This is a genomic window from Escherichia sp. S10b, assembly GCF_028421345.1.
Taxonomy (GTDB): domain Bacteria; phylum Pseudomonadota; class Gammaproteobacteria; order Enterobacterales; family Enterobacteriaceae; genus ECMA0423.
The window spans coordinates 71,478-91,175 of the sequence record NZ_JAHZSO010000057.1 but is presented as its reverse complement, the minus strand read 5'-3'; the positions used below and the strand labels follow the sequence as shown (position 1 = coordinate 91,175).

General features: G+C 52.7%; 20 protein-coding genes. 14 read left to right on the top strand and 6 right to left on the bottom strand.

Features of this window, described 5'->3' with window-relative positions; all coding sequences use genetic code 11:
- The 8 genes from FTE26_RS05455 to FTE26_RS05420 all read left to right on the top strand — a co-directional run.
- On the top strand, nt 1-496 hold a 496-nt coding region (locus tag FTE26_RS05455; RefSeq protein WP_272457515.1), incomplete at its 5' end, for an aquaporin.
- 494 nt (nt 497-990) lie between these two features.
- Nucleotides 991-1,890: an L-lysine exporter LysO gene (gene lysO, locus FTE26_RS05450; RefSeq protein WP_000491142.1), complete on the top strand. Its 900-nt coding sequence runs from the start codon at nt 991-993 to the stop codon at nt 1,888-1,890.
- A gap of 143 nt (nt 1,891-2,033) precedes the next feature.
- Nucleotides 2,034-3,686: a hydroxylamine reductase gene (gene hcp / locus FTE26_RS05445; protein ID WP_000458817.1), complete on the top strand. Its 1,653-nt coding sequence runs from the start codon at nt 2,034-2,036 to the stop codon at nt 3,684-3,686.
- 11 nt (nt 3,687-3,697) lie between these two features.
- Nucleotides 3,698-4,666, top strand: coding sequence for an NADH oxidoreductase (hcr, locus tag FTE26_RS05440; protein ID WP_000178677.1), 969 nt, complete (start codon nt 3,698-3,700; stop codon nt 4,664-4,666).
- A gap of 132 nt (nt 4,667-4,798) precedes the next feature.
- Nucleotides 4,799-6,517: a ubiquinone-dependent pyruvate dehydrogenase gene (gene poxB / locus FTE26_RS05435; protein WP_000815350.1), complete on the top strand. Its 1,719-nt coding sequence runs from the start codon at nt 4,799-4,801 to the stop codon at nt 6,515-6,517.
- 36 nt (nt 6,518-6,553) lie between these two features.
- Nucleotides 6,554-7,555, top strand: coding sequence for a low-specificity L-threonine aldolase (gene ltaE / locus FTE26_RS05430; RefSeq protein ID WP_000566372.1), 1,002 nt, complete (start codon nt 6,554-6,556; stop codon nt 7,553-7,555).
- 10 nt (nt 7,556-7,565) lie between these two features.
- The gene (locus FTE26_RS05425) at nt 7,566-8,996 is read left to right on the top strand and encodes an SDR family oxidoreductase (protein ID WP_001136554.1); all 1,431 of its coding nucleotides are present in this window, start codon (nt 7,566-7,568) and stop codon (nt 8,994-8,996) included.
- Between the two features lie 98 nt (nt 8,997-9,094).
- Nucleotides 9,095-10,108 carry an NAD-dependent epimerase/dehydratase family protein gene (locus FTE26_RS05420; protein WP_001338420.1) on the top strand — a complete coding sequence of 338 codons (1,014 nt, stop codon included), beginning with the start codon at nt 9,095-9,097 and terminating at the stop codon, nt 10,106-10,108.
- On the opposite strand, the gene amiD is transcribed toward FTE26_RS05420, so the two are convergent.
- Both amiD and FTE26_RS05410 read right to left on the bottom strand, forming a co-directional pair.
- Nucleotides 10,105-10,935, bottom strand: coding sequence for an N-acetylmuramoyl-L-alanine amidase AmiD (gene amiD, locus FTE26_RS05415; protein ID WP_001255144.1), 831 nt, complete (start codon nt 10,933-10,935; stop codon nt 10,105-10,107). The genes FTE26_RS05420 and amiD overlap by 4 nt on opposite strands.
- Entirely contained in the window at nt 10,932-11,255 is a 324-nt protein-coding gene (locus FTE26_RS05410) for a heavy metal-binding domain-containing protein (RefSeq protein WP_001160737.1), read from the bottom strand. The genes amiD and FTE26_RS05410 overlap by 4 nt, the downstream gene beginning before the upstream one ends.
- A 125-nt stretch (nt 11,256-11,380) precedes the next feature.
- Here FTE26_RS05410 and FTE26_RS05405 point away from each other — a divergent pair, with 125 nt between their 5' ends.
- From FTE26_RS05405 to artJ, 6 genes are all read left to right on the top strand, one after another.
- Nucleotides 11,381-11,896, top strand: a complete 516-nt coding sequence (locus FTE26_RS05405) for a lipoprotein (protein ID WP_001270740.1) — start codon at nt 11,381-11,383, stop codon at nt 11,894-11,896.
- A 217-nt stretch (nt 11,897-12,113) separates the two neighbouring features.
- Complete coding sequence (gene artP, locus FTE26_RS05400) at nt 12,114-12,842, top strand: arginine ABC transporter ATP-binding protein ArtP (RefSeq protein ID WP_000027205.1); 729 nt, start codon at nt 12,114-12,116, stop codon at nt 12,840-12,842.
- Nucleotides 12,843-12,859: 17 nt separating this feature from the next.
- Nucleotides 12,860-13,591: an arginine ABC transporter substrate-binding protein ArtI gene (gene artI / locus FTE26_RS05395; RefSeq protein ID WP_000756569.1), complete on the top strand. Its 732-nt coding sequence runs from the start codon at nt 12,860-12,862 to the stop codon at nt 13,589-13,591.
- A 6-nt stretch (nt 13,592-13,597) separates the two neighbouring features.
- On the top strand, nt 13,598-14,314 hold the full coding sequence (gene artQ, locus FTE26_RS05390; RefSeq protein ID WP_001001691.1) for an arginine ABC transporter permease ArtQ: 717 nt from the start codon (nt 13,598-13,600) through the stop codon (nt 14,312-14,314).
- Nucleotides 14,314-14,982, top strand: a complete 669-nt coding sequence (gene artM, locus FTE26_RS05385) for an arginine ABC transporter permease ArtM (RefSeq protein WP_000464491.1) — start codon at nt 14,314-14,316, stop codon at nt 14,980-14,982. Before artQ ends, artM begins: the two co-directional genes overlap by 1 nt.
- Nucleotides 14,983-15,273: 291 nt before the next feature.
- Complete coding sequence (gene artJ, locus FTE26_RS05380; RefSeq protein WP_001295905.1) at nt 15,274-16,005, top strand: arginine ABC transporter substrate-binding protein ArtJ; 732 nt, start codon at nt 15,274-15,276, stop codon at nt 16,003-16,005.
- Between the two features lie 174 nt (nt 16,006-16,179).
- Here the strand turns inward: artJ and rlmC are convergent, their stop codons facing one another.
- Genes rlmC through potH form a run of 4 tightly spaced genes read right to left on the bottom strand, consistent with a single transcriptional unit; the run spans nt 16,180 to nt 19,691 of the window.
- Complete coding sequence (rlmC, locus tag FTE26_RS05375) at nt 16,180-17,307, bottom strand: 23S rRNA (uracil(747)-C(5))-methyltransferase RlmC (RefSeq protein ID WP_001149734.1); 1,128 nt, start codon at nt 17,305-17,307, stop codon at nt 16,180-16,182.
- A 40-nt stretch (nt 17,308-17,347) separates the two neighbouring features.
- Complete coding sequence (locus FTE26_RS05370) at nt 17,348-17,836, bottom strand: YbjO family protein (protein ID WP_000389260.1); 489 nt, start codon at nt 17,834-17,836, stop codon at nt 17,348-17,350.
- Between the two features lie 59 nt (nt 17,837-17,895).
- A complete protein-coding gene (gene potI, locus FTE26_RS05365; RefSeq protein WP_001061657.1) occupies nt 17,896-18,741 on the bottom strand; it encodes a putrescine ABC transporter permease PotI in 846 nt (281 codons plus the stop codon).
- Nucleotides 18,738-19,691 (bottom strand): putrescine ABC transporter permease PotH, encoded by a 954-nt coding sequence (gene potH, locus FTE26_RS05360; protein WP_001093858.1) that lies wholly within the window; start codon nt 19,689-19,691, stop codon nt 18,738-18,740. Before potH ends, potI begins: the two co-directional genes overlap by 4 nt.
- Nucleotides 19,692-19,698: the final 7 nt, after the last annotated feature.

The following is a 19,698-nucleotide window of genomic DNA, read 5'->3' as shown; positions in this document are numbered from 1 at the left end:
AGGGACAGCTGATAGAAACAGAAGCCACTGGAGCACCTCAAAAACACCATCATACACTAAATCAGTAAGTTGGCAGCATCACCCAGCGGCGCTGCTGTATTTAATTGCCAGTGGTAAAACGGGTTTTGACGCGGCAGCCAGCGGTTTTGCTTCTAACGGTTATGGCGAGCATTCACCAGGCGGTTATTCCATGCTTTCCGCGCTGGTAGTTGAACTGGTATTGAGTGCAGGTTTCCTGTTGGTGATCCACGGCACAACCGACAAATTCGCGCCGGCAGGTTTTGCGCCGATCGCTATTGGTCTGGCCTTAACCCTGATTCACTTAATTAGTATTCCGGTGACTAACACTTCTGTTAACCCGGCGCGCAGCACCGCGGTTGCTATCTTCCAGGGCGGCTGGGCATTAGAACAACTGTGGTTCTTCTGGGTGGTGCCAATTGTCGGCGGCATTATCGGTGGTCTGATTTACCGGACCCTGCTGGAAAAGCGTGATTAATTAACGCAGAAGGCCTGGCGTAATGTCAGGCCTTTTTTTAAGATGTTGTTATATGTTGATTCATCATCTTGTTGCGCTCCTTTCATGAGCTAAGCCACATATTGCCACTGGCGCAAGGAGCGCGCAGGGGGCGGCCAATCGCCGCCGCCCCCTGCACCCCCGGGCTCTGGCGAACAAAATCGCCGCTGCGCGGTGCCCTCGGCTTATCCCTTACGGCTACCGGGTCGGGCGCGAGGTAACATCCCTGTAAAACGCGCCCTCAGCCCACATCCATGTGGGCTGCCCCGGCCTTCAGGGAACGCCTCGGCGATTTTGACGCCACCAACATCGGTGCAGTTTGTAATTAAAGCGCAAGAATATCTTTAAATGAAAACGAATACTCTACTGCTCCTTATGCATAACATTTCCTTTTAATTGCAACTTTACTCGTCCTTCCGCTTTCAGTAGTGTGTCATCGCGCATTTCGACTTCATCTTTGCAAGGACTGGGTTTTCATGTTTTCTGGGCTGTTAATCATTCTGGTTCCCCTGATTGTGGGTTACCTCATTCCGCTTCGCCAACAAGCTGCGTTAAAAGTTATTAATCAGCTATTAAGCTGGATGGTTTACCTTATTCTCTTTTTTATGGGTATCAGTCTGGCGTTTCTCGATAACCTCGCCAGTAACCTGTTGGCGATTCTGCATTATTCTGCCGTCAGTATTACCGTTATTTTACTGTGTAATATTGCCGCCCTGATGTGGCTGGAGCGAGGCCTGCCGTGGCGCAACCACCATCAGCAAGAAAAACTCCCGTCGCGTATTGCGATGGCGCTGGAGTCGCTAAAACTGTGCGGCGTAGTAGTGATTGGTTTTGCCATTGGTCTGAGTGGACTGGCTTTCTTACAACACGCGACCGAAGCCAGTGAATACACGTTAATTTTGCTACTTTTCCTCGTTGGTATTCAGTTGCGCAATAATGGCATGACCTTAAAGCAGATTGTCCTTAATCGCCGGGGAATGATTGTCGCCGTGGTGGTGGTTGTCAGTTCATTAATTGGTGGTTTAATTAACGCCTTTATTCTTGATCTCCCCATCAATACCGCGCTGGCAATGGCCTCCGGTTTCGGCTGGTATTCTCTTTCCGGTATTTTATTGACCGAATCTTTTGGTCCGGTAATCGGGAGCGCGGCGTTTTTTAATGATCTGGCCCGTGAACTGATTGCTATTATGTTGATCCCTGGGCTGATTCGCCGCAGCCGCTCTACTGCACTGGGCTTATGCGGTGCCACATCAATGGATTTCACCCTGCCCGTTCTTCAACGTACTGGCGGGCTGGATATGGTCCCGGCGGCAATTGTTCACGGTTTTATTCTTAGCCTGTTAGTGCCGATCCTCATCGCCTTTTTCTCTGCGTAATACCTCTCTGGCGGTAGATCCCTGCCGCCAAAATTGCGCTAAATCAATCTCCCTTAAAGTTGCATGAAAAATCCCTTTTATCCCCGCGTTAAGCGTCTTAACCTTAAACATGCATATTAAATATAACTTTAAAAGGTGTGATCATGTTTTGTGTGCAATGTGAACAAACTATCCGTACTCCGGCAGGAAACGGCTGCTCATACGCGCAGGGGATGTGTGGTAAAACGGCGGAAACTTCTGACCTTCAGGATTTACTCATCGCGGCGCTGCAAGGGCTTTCTGCCTGGGCGGTAAAAGCGCGTGAATACGGCATCATCAACCACGATGTTGACAGCTTCGCGCCACGTGCCTTTTTCTCAACCCTGACCAACGTTAACTTCGATTCTCCGCGTATTGTCGGCTACGCTCGTGAAGCGATTGCCCTGCGCGAGGCGCTGAAAGCGCAATGCCTGGCTGTAGATGCCAACGCGCGCGTCGATAACCCGATGGCTGACCTGCAACTGGTGAGCGACGATCTCGGCGAGCTGCAACGTCAGGCAGCAGAATTTACCCCTAACAAAGATAAAGCGGCGATTGGCGAAAACATTCTCGGCCTGCGTCTGCTGTGCCTGTATGGCCTGAAAGGTGCGGCGGCCTATATGGAACACGCGCATGTTCTCGGTCAATACGACAACGATATTTATGCCCAGTACCATAAAATCATGGCGTGGCTGGGGACCTGGCCTGCCGATATGAACGCGCTTCTTGAGTGTTCAATGGAAATCGGCCAGATGAACTTCAAAGTGATGAGCATTCTGGATGCAGGCGAAACCGGTAAATACGGTCACCCGACGCCAACCCAGGTCAACGTCAAAGCGACGGCGGGTAAATGCATTCTGATTTCCGGTCACGATCTCAAAGATCTCTACAACCTGCTGGAACAGACCGAAGGCACGGGCGTTAATGTCTACACCCACGGCGAAATGCTGCCTGCGCATGGCTACCCGGAGCTGCGTAAATTCAAGCATCTGGTCGGTAACTACGGCAGCGGCTGGCAGAATCAGCAAGTAGAGTTCGCTCGTTTCCCTGGCCCCATCGTGATGACCTCGAACTGCATCATCGACCCAACCGTAGGCGCTTATGACGATCGTATCTGGACCCGCAGCATCGTTGGCTGGCCTGGCGTGCGTCATCTGGATGGCGAAGATTTCTCTGCGGTCATCGCCCAGGCGCAACAAATGGCGGGCTTCCCGTACAGCGAAATTCCTCACCTGATCACCGTGGGCTTTGGTCGCCAGACGCTGCTTGGTGCAGCCGATACGCTGATTGATCTGGTTAGCCGTGAAAAACTGCGTCATATCTTCCTGCTTGGTGGCTGTGACGGCGCACGCGGCGAGCGCCACTACTTCACCGATTTCGCCACCAGCGTGCCGGATGACTGCCTGATCCTGACCCTCGCCTGTGGTAAATATCGCTTTAACAAACTTGAGTTTGGCGATATCGAAGGTCTGCCGCGTCTGGTAGATGCAGGTCAATGTAACGATGCTTACTCAGCGATTATTCTGGCTGTCACTCTGGCAGAGAAACTGGGCTGCGGTGTCAACGATCTGCCGCTGTCGCTGGTGCTCTCCTGGTTTGAACAGAAAGCGATCGTCATTCTGCTGACGCTGCTTTCTCTGGGCGTGAAAAATATCGTCACCGGCCCGACTGCACCTGGTTTCCTGACACCAGACCTGCTGGCGGTGCTGAACGAGAAATTTGGCCTGCGTTCTATCACCACTGTTGAAGAAGACATGAAGCAACTGTTGAGCGCGTAAGGAGTTTGTCGATGACGATGCCAACGAATCAATGCCCGTGGCGGATGCAGGTTCATCACATTACGCAAGAAACGCCGGATGTGTGGACGATTTCCCTGATTTGCCACGATTACTACCCATATCGCGCCGGGCAATATGCACTGGTCAGCGTGCGAAACTCAGCGGAAACGCTGCGTGCTTACACCATTTCCTCCACGCCAGGCGTGAGTGAATATATCACCCTGACCGTGCGGCGGATTGATGACGGTGTCGGCTCCCAGTGGCTGACGCGCGATGTAAAACGCGGTGATTATCTCTGGCTTTCGGACGCGATGGGGGAATTTACCTGCGACGATAAAGCAGAAGATAAATTCCTGTTGCTGGCGGCAGGCTGCGGCGTCACGCCGATTATGTCGATGCGTCGCTGGCTTGCGAAGAACCGTCCACAGGCCGATGTGCGGGTGATCTACAACGTGCGTACGCCGCAGGATGTTATTTTCGCCGATGAGTGGCGTAACTATCCGGTAACGCTGGTGGCAGAAAATAACGTTACCGAAGGCTTTATCGCTGGTCGTCTCACTCGCGAACTGCTGGCAGGTGTACCTGACTTAGCTTCACGTACCGTGATGACCTGCGGCCCGGCTCCGTATATGGATTGGGTAGAGCAGGAAGTGAAAGCGCTCGGCGTGACGCGTTTCTTTAAAGAGAAATTCTTCACCCCAGTAGCAGAAGCGGCGACCAGCGGTCTGAAATTCACCAAACTGCAACCGGCACGAGAATTTTACGCCCCGGTTGGCACCACGCTACTGGAGGCGCTGGAAAGCAATAACGTTCCGGTTGTCGCTGCCTGCCGTGCGGGTGTTTGCGGCTGCTGTAAGACAAAAGTGGTTTCCGGTGAATATACGGTGAGCAGTACAATGACGCTGACCGACGCCGAAATCGCTGAAGGTTACGTACTGGCCTGCTCCTGCCATCCGCAGGGGGATTTGGTTCTCGCATAATCGCCTTATGCCCGATGATATTCCTTTCATCGGGCTATTTAACCGTTAGTGCCTCCTTTCTCTCCCATCCCTTCCCCCTCCGTCAGATGAACTAAACTTGTTACCGTTATCACATTCAGGAGATGGAGAACCATGAAACAAACGGTTGCAGCTTATATCGCCAAAACACTCGAATCGGCAGGGGTGAAACGCATCTGGGGAGTCACAGGCGACTCTCTGAACGGTCTTAGTGACAGTCTTAATCGCATGGGCACCATCGAGTGGATGTCCACCCGCCACGAAGAAGTGGCGGCCTTTGCCGCTGGCGCTGAAGCACAACTTAGCGGAGAACTGGCGGTCTGTGCCGGATCGTGCGGCCCCGGCAACCTGCACTTAATCAACGGCCTGTTCGATTGCCACCGCAATCACGTTCCGGTACTGGCGATTGCCGCTCATATTCCCTCCAGCGAAATTGGCAGCGGCTATTTCCAGGAAACCCACCCACAAGAGCTATTCCGCGAATGTAGTCACTATTGCGAGCTGGTTTCCAGCCCGGAGCAGATTCCACAAGTACTGGCGATTGCCATGCGCAAAGCGGTGCTTAACCGTGGCGTTTCGGTTGTCGTGTTACCAGGCGACGTGGCGTTAAAACCTGCGCCAGAAGGGGCAACCACGCACTGGTATCATGCGCCACAACCAATCGTGACGCCGGAAGAAGAAGAGTTACGCAAACTGGCGCAACTGCTGCGTTATTCCAGCAATATCGCCCTGATGTGTGGCAGCGGCTGCGCGGGGGCGCATAAAGAGTTAGTTGAGTTTGCCGGGAAAATTAAAGCGCCTATTGTTCATGCCCTGCGCGGTAAAGAACATGTCGAATACGATAATCCGTATGATGTTGGAATGACCGGGTTAATCGGCTTCTCGTCAGGTTTCCATACCATGATGAACGCCGACACGTTAGTGCTACTCGGTACTCAGTTCCCCTACCGTGCGTTCTACCCGACCGATGCCAAAATTATTCAGATTGATATCAATCCAGCCAGCATCGGCGCGCATAGCAAGGTAGATATGGCGCTGGTCGGCGATATCAAATCAACCCTGCGCGCATTGCTGCCACTGGTGGAAGAAAAAACCGATCGCAAGTTTCTGGATAAAGCGCTGGAAGATTACCGCGATGCCCGCAAAGGGCTGGACGATTTAGCTAAACCGAGCGAGAAAGCCATTCACCCGCAATATCTGGCGCAGCAAATTAGTCATTTTGCCGCCGATGACGCTATTTTCACCTGTGACGTTGGTACGCCAACGGTGTGGGCGGCACGTTATCTAAAAATGAACGGCAAGCGTCGCCTGTTAGGTTCGTTTAACCACGGTTCGATGGCTAACGCCATGCCGCAGGCGCTGGGTGCGCAGGCGACAGAGCCAGAACGTCAGGTGGTCGCCATGTGCGGCGATGGCGGTTTTAGCATGTTGATGGGCGATTTCCTCTCAGTAGTGCAGATGAAACTGCCGGTGAAAATTGTCGTCTTTAACAACAGCGTGCTGGGCTTTGTGGCGATGGAGATGAAAGCTGGTGGCTATTTGACTGACGGCACCGAACTACACGACACAAACTTTGCCCGCATTGCCGAAGCGTGCGGCATTACGGGTATCCGTGTAGAAAAAGCGTCTGAAGTTGATGAAGCCCTGCAACGCGCCTTCTCTATCGACGGTCCGGTGTTGGTGGATGTGGTGGTCGCCAAAGAAGAGTTAGCCATTCCACCGCAGATCAAACTCGAACAGGCCAAAGGTTTTAGCCTGTATATGTTGCGCGCAATTATCAGCGGACGCGGCGATGAAGTGATCGAACTGGCGAAAACGAACTGGCTAAGGTAAAAAGGGTGGCATTTCCCGTCATAATAAGGACATGCCATGATTGATTTACGCAGTGATACCGTTACCCGACCGAGCCGCGCCATGCTCGAAGCGATGATGGCCGCCCCGGTTGGGGACGACGTTTACGGAGACGACCCTACCGTTAATGCTCTGCAGGACTATGCAGCAGAGCTTTCCGGTAAAGAAGCCGCCATTTTTCTGCCTACCGGCACTCAGGCCAACCTGGTCGCTCTGCTCAGTCACTGCGAACGTGGCGAAGAGTATATTGTCGGTCAGGCCGCGCATAACTATCTGTTTGAAGCCGGTGGCGCAGCGGTGCTGGGCAGTATTCAGCCGCAACCCATCGACGCGGCTGCCGACGGCACGCTACCGCTGGATAAAGTGGCGATGAAAATCAAACCCGACGATATCCATTTCGCCCGCACCAAATTACTCAGTCTGGAAAACACCCACAACGGCAAAGTGCTGCCGCGTGAATACCTGAAAGAAGCATGGGAATTTACCCGCGAGCGCAATCTGGCGCTGCATGTTGACGGTGCGCGCATCTTTAATGCCGTGGTGGCTTACGGCTGCGAACTGAAAGAGATCACGCAATATTGTGATTCGTTCACCATTTGCCTGTCGAAAGGTCTTGGGACGCCAGTCGGTTCATTACTCGTCGGTAATCGTGATTACATTAAACGTGCCATCCGCTGGCGGAAAATGGCCGGTGGCGGGATGCGTCAGTCCGGGATTCTGGCTGCCGCCGGGATGTATGCCCTGAAAAATAACGTCGCACGGTTGCAGGAAGATCACGACAACGCCGCCTGGATGGCGGAGCAACTGCGTGAAGCAGGCGCGGATGTGATGCGTCAGGACACTAATATGCTGTTTGTTCGCGTCGGGGAAGAAAATGCTGCCGCGTTAGGCGAATACATGAAAGCGAGAAACGTGCTGATTAACGCCTCGCCGATTGTCCGCCTGGTGACGCATCTTGACGTCTCGCGCGAACAACTGGCGGAAGTCGCCGCCCACTGGCGCGCATTCCTGGCGCGTTAAGGAGAGAGACGTGCCGCAACGCATTTTAGTTCTCGGTGCCAGTGGCTACATTGGTCAGCATCTGGTGCGCACACTCAGCCAGCAAGGGCATCAGATCCTGGCGGCGGCACGTCATGTCGACAGGCTTGCAAAGCTGCAACTGGCAAACGTCAGTTGCCATAAAGTCGATCTCAGCTGGCCGGATAACCTTCCGGCCCTGTTGCAGGATATCGATACCGTCTATTTTCTGGTGCACAGCATGGGCGAAGGCGGCGATTTTATCGCTCAGGAGCGCCAGGTGGCTCTCAACGTCCGCGATGCGCTACGTGAAGTACCAGTTAAGCAATTAATCTTTCTCAGTTCGTTGCAGGCCCCGCCACATGAGCAGTCGGATCATCTGCGTGCTCGTCAGGCTACGGCGGACATTCTTCGTGAAGCGAATGTACCTGTGACCGAACTTCGGGCCGGAATTATCGTTGGCGCAGGTTCAGCGGCGTTCGAAGTCATGCGCGATATGGTCTACAACCTGCCAGTGTTAACGCCGCCACGCTGGGTACGTTCACGCACCACGCCCATCGCGCTGGAAAACTTGCTGCACTATCTGGTGGCGTTGTTAGATCATCCGGCCAGCGAACACCGCATCTTCGAAGCCGCCGGACCAGAGGTGCTCAGTTATCAGCAACAGTTTGAACATTTTATGGCGGTGAGCGGTAAGCGCCGCTGGTTGATCCCCATCCCCCTCCCCACCCGCTGGATTTCGGTGTGGTTTCTCAATGTGATTACTTCCGTACCGCCCACCACCGCCAGGGCGTTGATTCAGGGGCTGAAACACGATCTGCTGGCGGATGATACCGCGCTACGTGCACTCATCCCACAACGGCTGATCGCTTTCGATGACGCGGTACGTAGCACGTTGAAAGAGGAGGAAAAACTGGTCAACTCCAGCGACTGGGGCTACGACGCTCAGGCCTTTGCCCGCTGGCGACCGGAGTACGGTTATTTTGCCAAACAGGCGGGGTTTACCGTTAAAACGTCCGCCAGCCTTGCTGCTTTATGGCAGGTAGTGAACCAAATCGGCGGTAAAGAGCGTTATTTCTTTGGCAATATTTTGTGGCAGACACGGGCGTTGATGGACCGCGCGATCGGTCATAAGCTGGCGAAAGGCCGCCCGGAGCGCGAATATTTACAGACTGGCGATGCGGTAGATAGCTGGAAAGTGATTGTCGTTGAACCGGAAAAACAACTTACGTTGTTATTTGGCATGAAAGCGCCGGGGCTGGGACGACTGTGTTTTAGCCTGGAAGATAAAGGCGACTATCGTACTATCGATGTCCGCGCTTTCTGGCATCCGCACGGTATGCCGGGGCTGTTTTACTGGTTATTGATGATCCCCGCGCATCTGTTTATTTTTCGCGGAATGGCAAAACAAATCGCCAGACTGGCAGAACAAAGCACAGATTAATCGACAAAACCTGCGTTATTCTTTCATGTTTCCCATTGCATCATGGGGGAAATCACGGAAGAATGCGCACGTTATTTTCTCAACAACAGTGGATTGATATGAAGGTACTGGTTACCGGCGCCACCAGCGGCTTAGGTCGAAACGCGGTAGAGTTTTTATGCCAGAAAGGCATCAGCGTGCGAGCGACCGGTCGCAACGAGGCAATGGGCAAATTGCTGGAAAAAATGGGCGCAGAGTTTGTTCCGGCGGATCTGACCGAGCTGGTTTCATCACAAGCTAAAGTGATGCTCGCGGGCATTGATACGCTGTGGCACTGCTCCAGCTTTACCTCACCCTGGGGGACACAACAGGCTTTCGATCTGGCTAACGTTCGCGCCACTCGCCGCCTGGGTGAATGGGCTGTCGCCTGGGGTGTGCGTAACTTTATTCATATCTCTTCCCCCTCCCTGTACTTCGATTATCACCACCATCGCGATATTAAAGAAGATTTTCGCCCTCACCGCTTCGCCAACGAGTTTGCCCGCAGCAAAGCAGCCAGCGAAGAAGTGATCAATATGCTTTCGCAGGCGAATCCACAAACGCGCTTTACTATTCTGCGCCCACAAAGTCTGTTCGGACCGCACGATAAAGTCTTTATTCCCCGTCTGGCGCATATGATGCACCACTACGGCAGTATTCTGTTACCGCATGGCGGCAGTGCGCTGGTCGATATGACCTACTATGAAAATGCCGTGCACGCAATGTGGCTGGCAAGCCAGGAAGCCTGCGATAAGCTACCTTCCGGGCGTGTGTACAACATCACCAACGGCGAGCATCGCACACTGCGCAGCATCGTGCAGAAGCTGATCGACGAGTTGAATATTGACTGTCGTATTCGTTCCGTCCCCTACCCGATGCTGGATATGATCGCCCGCAGCATGGAGCGTTTAGGCCGCAAGTCAGCAAAAGAGCCGCCGCTGACCCACTACGGCGTCTCCAAGTTGAATTTTGACTTTACGCTGGATATTACGCGTGCGCAGGAAGAGTTAGGTTATCAGCCGGTCATCACCCTGGATGAAGGTATCGAGAAAACTGCCGCCTGGCTACGCGACCACGGAAAACTGCCGCGCTAATCCTGCCCGTATTTCTCCAGCAATGCTTCGGCAATCGCCTGAGTTTCTGCATCCGCTTCGCCGTTATATAACGTCGGGCGGAAATGCATCTGGAATGCCATAATCACGCGCCGCTGCTCGCGCGGTGTCATATCAGGTTTAACGTCATAACCGTAGCGCGCCAAAAGCTCCAGCAATGACGCGGTATCTACCGGTGTGTGCGGCGCGCGCCCGGCAAGGTAAAAGTTAACCCGCTGCGCATCCGGCCAGGCACCAATCCCCTGCTGCGCCAGTTGCTGCCAGGGAAATAATGGCCCCGGATCGTCTTTGCGCTGCGGTGCGATATCCGCATGTGCCACTACGTTTTCCGGCTTGATGTGATAACGGGCAATAATATCTTTCGCCAGTGGAATAAGCGCCTGAATCTGTGCCGGTTCAAACGGGGCAAAATATTTCACTCCGGCCGATTTTTGCCAGCCACGGTTTTCCAGCTCAATGCCAATAGAGGTGTCGTTAAGGCGCGTTGCCCCGCGCCAGGCGCTAATCCCCGCATGCCAGGCCAGTTCTTGTTCCGGCACCAGTTGCCAGATGCGCGGTTTACCGTTGTATCGCGGTGGTACCGCAGGGACCAGATAATGCGAGCTGACCTGCTTATCGGTCAGTGTCGCCAGCGAGCTATCAAAATCATCTGCGGTGTAGTGGATCACCAGCACTTTAATGCGCGGATACGCCGCCTGCGCCTGGCGTCGGGTATCAAGCTGATATCCCTCTTTCTCGACAATGCCTTTTTCGCCTGCACACCCTGCCAGTAACAGAGCGGCAGCGATCAGCCAGAAGACTCTTCTCATCGACGCGTTTTCACCGCCGTACCGCTGACGCTAACCATCAGCATACTGCCGTTTTGCCCGACCGTTTCGTAGTCGATATCAATACCGACGACGGCATCGGCCCCCAGCGCCCGCGCCTGGGAGCCTAATTCCTCAAAGGCGATCTCCCGTGCTTTACGCAGTTCTTTTTCATACGCACCGGAACGTCCGCCAACGATATCGCGGATACCGGCAAAGAAATCACGGAAAATATTGGCACCTAAAATCGCTTCGCCGGTCACCACACCGCAATATTCAACGATGGTCTGGCCTTCCAGAGTTGGGGTTGTAGAAAATTGCATGATCGATCTCCTTGTTTGTTAAGCCTTCGATCTCTAAAGCATTATCAGACTGATACGCTATTATTGAAAGGATATCATTATTATCGTAGAACGCTTTCAGAGCGATCGCTTATAAGGAAATCATTATGCGCTACAGCAAATTGACAATGCTTATCCCCTGCGCACTGCTCCTCAGTGCCTGCACCACAGTCACTCCAGCTTATAAAGATAACGGCACACGCAGTGGTCCTTGCGTTGAAGGAGGCCCGGATAACGTGGCCCAGCAATTTTATGACTACCGCATTTTGCACCGCAGCAACGACATCACCGCCTTGCGCCCTTATCTGAGCGACAAACTGGCGACACTGCTTAGCGATGCCTCCCGGGATAATAACCATCGGGAACTACTGACCAACGATCCATTCTCCAGTCGCACAACCTTGCCAGAGAGCGCCCGTGTTGCCAGTGCCTCAACAATCCCGAATCGTGATGCGCGAAATATTCCTCTGCGTGTGGATCTAAAACAGGGTGATCAGAGCTGGCAGGATGAAGTGTTAATGATTCAGGAAGGCCAGTGTTGGGTGATCGACGATGTACGCTATTTAGGCGGCAGCGTTCATGCCACGGCGGGTACGCTCCGTCAGTCCATCGAGAATCGCTAACGCCTTGATCAACCAATAAACCCCGTAAATTGTCCGGCATTTCGTGAGGAATGCCGACATTTATGCTCACCGACCACCGCCCCCGTTATTTTGTGCTATGTTTATTGAATAATGCGCTTTGCTTTTAACTTTTAAAGCATAAATATTGCATAATTATTCTGTCAAAGGTACTATCTTCGACCTCAATAGCTATCAGACTGCCAGTATACGAGTGTCAATGAGTATTCAATTAAACGGCATTAATTGCTTCTACGGCGCGCATCAGGCGCTGTTCGATATCACGCTGGATTGCCCACAGGGCGAAACGCTGGTGTTACTTGGCCCCAGCGGCGCGGGTAAAAGCTCGCTGCTGCGTGTACTCAATCTGCTTGAGATGCCGCGCTCCGGTACGCTCAACATTGCAGGCAACCATTTCGATTTCACCAAAACACCCTCTGACAAAGCGATTCGCGATTTGCGTCGTAACGTTGGCATGGTGTTTCAGCAATACAACCTGTGGCCGCATCTGACCGTGCAGCAAAACCTGATTGAAGCGCCCTGCCGTGTACTGGGGTTGAGTAAAGATCAGGCGCTGGCCCGTGCAGAAAAACTGCTGGAACGTCTGCGTCTCAAACCTTATAGCGATCGTTACCCGCTGCATCTTTCTGGTGGTCAGCAGCAGCGTGTTGCTATTGCCCGTGCGTTGATGATGGAACCGCAGGTACTGCTGTTCGATGAACCGACCGCCGCACTGGACCCGGAAATTACGGCACAAATCGTCAGCATCATTCGTGAGCTGGCAGAAACGAATATTACCCAGGTGATCGTCACCCACGAAGTTGAAGTGGCGCGTAAAACCGCCAGCCGAGTGGTGTATATGGAAAATGGTCATATCGTAGAACAAGGCGACGCGAGCTGCTTTACCGAGCCGCAAACCGAAGCATTTAAAAACTATCTCTCTCACTAAGATTCGGGATAACAACAATGAAAAAAGTTCTGATTGCCGCGTTAATTGCAGGTTTTAGTCTTTCCGCCACAGCTGCCGAAACCATTCGTTTTGCTACCGAAGCCTCCTATCCTCCGTTTGAATCGATTGATGCAAACAACCAGATCGTTGGTTTTGACGTCGACCTGGCACAGGCACTGTGTAAAGAGATTGATGCAACCTGTACTTTCTCTAACCAGGCGTTTGACAGCCTGATCCCAAGCCTGAAATTCCGTCGCGTAGAAGCAGTGATGGCGGGCATGGATATCACTCCGGAGCGTGAAAAGCAGGTACTGTTTACCACCCCGTACTATGACAACTCTGCCCTGTTTGTGGGTCAGCAAGGCAAATACACCAGTGTTGATCAGCTGAAAGGCAAAAAAGTCGGCGTTCAGAACGGGACGACACACCAGAAATTCATTATGGATAAGCACCCGGAAATCACTACCGTTCCGTATGACAGCTACCAGAACGCAAAACTGGATCTGCAAAACGGGCGTATCGACGGCGTCTTCGGTGACACCGCAGTGGTCACTGAGTGGCTGAAAGATAACCCGAAACTGGCGGCGGTGGGCGACAAAGTGACCGATAAAGATTACTTCGGCACTGGCCTCGGCATCGCGGTACGTCAGGGCAACACTGAGCTGCAGCAGAAACTCAACACTGCGCTGGAAAAAGTGAAGAAAGATGGCACTTACGAAACCATCTACAACAAATGGTTCCAGAAGTAATTCCTGATGAATGAATTTTTTCCTTTAGCAAGCGCCGCCGGGATGACCGTCGGCCTTGCCGTTTGTGCATTGATTGTCGGGCTGGCGCTGGCGATGTTCTTTGCGGTATGGGAGTCGGCAAAATGGCGTCCTGTCGCGTGGGCAGGTTCAGCGCTGGTAACCATTCTGCGTGGCCTGCCAGAAATTCTGGTGGTGCTGTTTATCTATTTTGGCTCCTCGCAGCTGCTGCTGACGCTTTCGGATGGCTTCACTATCAATCTTGGGTTCGTGCAGATCCCAGTGCAGATGGACATTGAGAACTTCGACGTTAGCCCGTTCCTTTGTGGTGTCATCGCTCTGTCACTGCTGTATGCCGCCTATGCCTCGCAAACGCTTCGGGGCGCGTTGAAAGCGGTGCCGGTGGGTCAGTGGGAGTCTGGTCAGGCGCTGGGGCTGTCGAAATCGGCTATCTTTTTCCGTCTGGTGATGCCGCAGATGTGGCGTCATGCGCTGCCTGGCCTCGGTAACCAGTGGCTGGTGCTGCTGAAAGATACCGCGCTGGTCAGTTTGATTAGTGTGAATGATTTAATGCTGCAAACAAAAAGCATCGCTACTCGTACCCAGGAACCATTTACCTGGTACATTGTGGCGGCGGCGATTTACCTGGTGATCACCCTGCTCAGTCAGTACATTCTCAAACGCATTGACCTGCGCGCGACACGTTTTGAGCGGAGGCCCAGCTAATGTTTGAGTATTTACCCGAACTGATGAAAGGGCTACACACCAGCCTGACGCTAACCGTTGCCTCGCTGATTGTGGCACTGATTCTGGCATTGATTTTTACCATCATCCTGACGCTGAAAACGCCGGTGCTGGTGTGGCTGGTGCGGGGTTATATCACGCTGTTTACCGGTACGCCGCTGCTGGTGCAGATCTTCCTGATTTATTACGGGCCGGGCCAGTTTCCGACTTTGCAGGAGTATCCGGCACTGTGGCATTTGTTGTCAGAACCGTGGTTATGTGCGCTGATTGCGTTATCGCTGAACAGTGCGGCGTATACCACGCAGCTGTTTTACGGTGCAATTCGTGCGATCCCAGAAGGTCAGTGGCAGTCCTGTAGCGCCCTGGGAATGAGCAAAAAAGATACGCTGGCGATCCTGCTGCCGTATGCCTTTAAACGCTCGCTCTCTTCTTATTCCAACGAAGTGGTGCTGGTGTTCAAAAGTACCTCTCTGGCTTACACCATTACGCTGATGGAAGTGATGGGATACAGCCAGTTGTTGTACGGACGCACCTACGATGTAATGGTGTTCGGTGCGGCAGGGATTATTTACCTGGTCGTCAACGGCCTGCTGACGCTGATGATGCGTCTGATCGAGCGCAAAGCACTGGCATTCGAACGGCGAAATTAATGTAGCTGCGTACATTCGCCGGGGGGGTTTGTAGGTCTGATAAGACGCGCCAGCGTCGCATCAGACATCAGCACGGTGCCTGTGCCGGATGCGGCGTGGACGCCTTATCCGGCCTACATAGTGCATAAATTCTTATAATGAAGACGGACAACTCACTAAGGTATCCGTCTTTTTTTATTTCATTTAAATTATTTAATCATATTTATTGCATATAAATTCACTTGATGGCATTGTTATCCCATGCCGCAGACACGGCCAAAAATCATAAGATTGACAGACGGGAGTTCCATCATGAAAAAGTTAGTTCTTGCCGCTTTACTTGCTTCCTTTACTTTCGGTGCTTCTGCCGCAGAGAAAATCAATTTTGGCGTTTCAGCCACCTATCCACCCTTTGAATCTATAGGTGCTAATAATGAGATTGTCGGCTTTGATATCGATCTGGCAAAAGCCTTGTGCAAACAAATGCAGGCAGAATGTACTTTTACTAATCACGCGTTCGACAGCCTGATCCCGTCACTGAAATTCAGAAAATATGACGCCGTAATCTCCGGTATGGATATCACGCCCGAGCGTAGCAAGCAGGTATCGTTTACCACGCCCTACTATGAAAACTCAGCCGTCGTGATTGCCAAAAAAGATACCTACAAAACGTTTGCCGATCTGAAAGGCAAACGTATTGGGATGGAAAACGGCACCACGCACCAGAAATATATTCAGGATCAGCACCCCGAAGTGAAAACTGTCTCCTATGACAGTTATCAGAATGCCTTTATCGATCTGAAAAATGGTCGTATTGATGGGGTATTTGGTGACACAGCGGTGGTAAACGAATGGCTGAAAACCAATCCGCAACTGGGCGTTGCTACTGAAAAAGTGACCGATCCGCAATACTTCGGCACCGGTCTGGGCATCGCTGTACGTCCGGATAACAAAGCTCTGCTGGAAAAACTGAATAACGCGCTGGCAGCAATTAAAGCTGACGGTACATATCAGAAAATCAATGACCAGTGGTTTCCGCAGTAATTGAGACTGATGACAAAAGTAAGATTGCCTGATGCGCTGCGCTTATCCGGCCCACATCAACTCTGCAATGTATTGATTTAGCATGATTTTGTAGGCCGGATAAGGCGTACACGCCGCATCCGGCATGAACAAAGCGCACCTGATCAGCAATCTGAAGCCGCACCTGCGGCTTTTTTATTGCTTCACCAGCAGCGTCAGCACTTCATAGTGCGCGGTGTGCGGGAACATATCAAAAAGCTGTACCCGTTCGATGCGGTAACCTGGCAGTTCGCGGACATCTTTCGCCATGGTTTGGGCGTTACAGCTGGAGTAGATAATAAAACGCGGTGCCATTGTTGAGAGATAATCACATAGCGGTTTACCAATGCCGCGGCGCGGCGGATTAACCAGCACCAGCTCCGGCACCTCCCCCTGAGCGGTGGCAAACTGAGTGGAGTCCAGCGCCTGAAATTGCAAACGCGTTAAGCCCAGTTCAGCGGCTGACTGCTTTGCACAGGCAATGGCCTCTGATGCAATTTCGATCCCGGTTAACTGCATGTCAGGCGTCGCGCAGTGTAAACCAAAGCCACCCACACCGCAGAACAGATCCCACATATGTTTAACTGGCAGCTGCCGTACCCAGTCGCGCGCGGTAGCGTACAGCTGGCTGGCGACCGCCGGATTAGTCTGGAAGAAACTTTGCGGACGGATCCACAGCGGTACGTCATTAAAACGCTCTGCCAGCGCCTGTTGTTCAGTAAGGTAGATCTCCGTCTCCCCTTCCATAATCGCCATATGTACCGGCTGAATATTGACGGTAATAACTTTCAGTTGCGGTAGTTGTTCCTGTAACCACGGCAGCGCCTTACGCAGTTGTGCCAGTTTGGTTTCAGAACGCAGTACAAAGCGCAGCATCATGCCGCCATCGCTCTGGCTTTCAGTCAGCAGAATGTATTTCAGTTCGCCACGCTTACGCGCCACGTTGTAGGGTGTCAGCCCCGCACGGGCGATAAACGGTTTTAGCGCCGCAAAAACGGGCGCAAATGAGGCAGGATAAAGCGGGCAGTCACAAAGGTCTTCTGGTGTGCCGTCGCGATGCAGCATACCGAGCAGTGGTTTTTCAACGCTACCACTCACCACCATTTTGGCTTTATTACGAAACCCTTGTTCCGGGCCTGACACCGGCGCGCACCATTCCTCAACCGGAAAATCGGCGAGCAGATTTTTAAGATCGGCGGTTTTAGCGGAGAGTTGCTCTGGAATCGGCTGCGTTATCCACTGACAGGAACGACAGCGACCCGCGTCGTAAAGTGCGCACTGCATACATTGACCTTCACATCATCAGGGGCGACGATTATACACATTATTGCAACTGGAAGAACCGCCGACTGGTCGAGGGAACGAACAGCAGCATCAGGATGAGCATATCCGGCAGCTTCTGCAGCATCAGGCTATGGAAGATTTCACGTTTTGATTCACCGGGAATGCTGAACAGCTCCGGATAACCGTACCCCAGCGAAGCCGCCCACAAGTAACTTGCGGCGGTGATTTGTGTCAGCAGATATAGCCAGCGCGCCCAGCGACGCCCTTTCACCAGTGAAAACGCACACCAGATCTCAATGAAAACCAGCACCAGACTGCTTAAAAAGACCAGCGTTAAACTCCAGGTTTGTACGCTGCGATGAATGAACTCGCCAATACCGCGCACGCCCAGCGTATTGAAAATCATCAGCACGTCGAGGCCACGGATCATAATAATGGCGAGCGCCGCCACCTGCACCAGCGCAGGCACATTCAGGCGAGCATGAGATGAAGATGTTTTCTTAAAAAATCCCAACGTTTCGTCTTCCATGAAAACAATGCCGCGGCATGCGCGGCATTATGTAGCCAGGTTGGCAAATTTTAGTGTCTTCAGCCATGTCTTGCACGCTGGATATCGCGTATCCGCTGTTTTTCTGCGCGAGCCATCAGATACCAGGCGATAAATCCGACAATTCCGACCGCACCGAGAATTAACGTTGCAAGGGCGTTGATTTCCGGATTCACCCCCATCCGCACGCTGGAAAAGACCAGCATCGGTAACGTGGTGGCTCCCGGCCCGGATACAAAGCTGGCGATCACCAGATCATCAAGCGACAAAGTAAAAGCCAGTAACCAGCCAGAAATGATCGCGGGCATGATCATCGGTAGCGTAATGACGAAAAACACTTTCAGCGGCGTCGCACCGAGATCCATCGCTGCTTCTTCTATCGAGCGATCCAGTTCCCGCAATCTTGAAGAAATAACGACCGCCACATAAGCCGTACAAAAAGTGACATGCGCCAGCCAGATGGTGAGCATACCGCGGTCCGCAGGCCAGCCAATGGCATGAGCAAGCGCGACGAATAATAACAACAGCGACAAGCCCGTGATGACATCTGGCATCACCAGCGGCGCGGTGATCATAAAGGCAAAGCCATTTGATCCGCGAAACCTGCCAAAGCGCACCAGCACCACCGCCGCAATAGTCCCGAGGATCGCCGCCGCCGTTGCCGCACAGGCAGCAATTGTCAGGCTTAAACCAACCGCACTCATCATCGCGTCATCGCGCAATAACTCACCATACCAGCGCGTTGACCAGCCGGCCCACACCGTCACCAGCTTCGAGCTGTTAAACGAATAGATAACCAGCATCAGCATTGGCGCGTAGAGAAAGGTAAAGCCCAGCAGCAAAATCACAATCCGCCAGGGCGAACGAACTACCGGTAAATTATTCATCCGTGTTCTCCCACGCTTTTTTGCTGGTGTTTGTGGAACCACATTATCGGCACAATTAGCAGCAGCAACATGATGATCGCTACCGCCGAGGCCACCGGCCAGTCGCGGTTATTGAAAAACTCTTGCCATAGCACGCGCCCGATCATGATGCTGTCCGGGCCACCGAGCAGTTCCGGGATCACAAACTCGCCCACAGCCGGGATAAACACCAGCATCGATCCGGCAATAATCCCACCTTTAGTCAGCGGCACGATCACAGTAAAGAACGTTTTCAGCGGTCGTGCACCGAGATCCAGCGCTGCTTCCACCAGCGAATAATCAATACGAATCAACGCGGTATAAATCGGCAGTACCATAAACGGCACGTAGGCGTAAACAATGCCAATATAAACTGCCAGATTGGTATGCAGAATGGTCAGCGGTTGATCGATAACCCCCAGCCACAGCAGAAAATTATTCAGCACACCGTTGTTTTTTAATATTCCCATCCAGGCATAAACGCGGATCAGAAACGAGGTCCACGACGGCAGGATCACCAGTAGTAATAAAATATTACGGGTCGAAGGCTTACTGTGCGCCACCGCCCACGCCAGCGGATAGCCGATCAGTAAACAGCAAAATGTCGAAATCGCAGCCACCTGTAGCGACTGGAGATAAGCATCGAAATAGAGCGGATCGTCGGTCAGTTGCAGAAAATTACCGAGATTAAGAGTGATGGACAGTTGCCCGTCAGCCCACTCCATCAGTTCGGTATAAGGTGGAATAGCGCGCGCCATCTCCGCCAGGCTTATTTTAAAGACAATCAGAAATGGCAGCAGAAACAGCAAGATCAACCAGATATATGGCAACGCAATGACCAGTTTGCGCCCATGCTTCATTTGCAGCTGCGACAACCACAGCTTAAATCCGCCCGGCGGTTTCGACTGGGCAGCAGGTTCAAGTGTATTCATCTTTGCT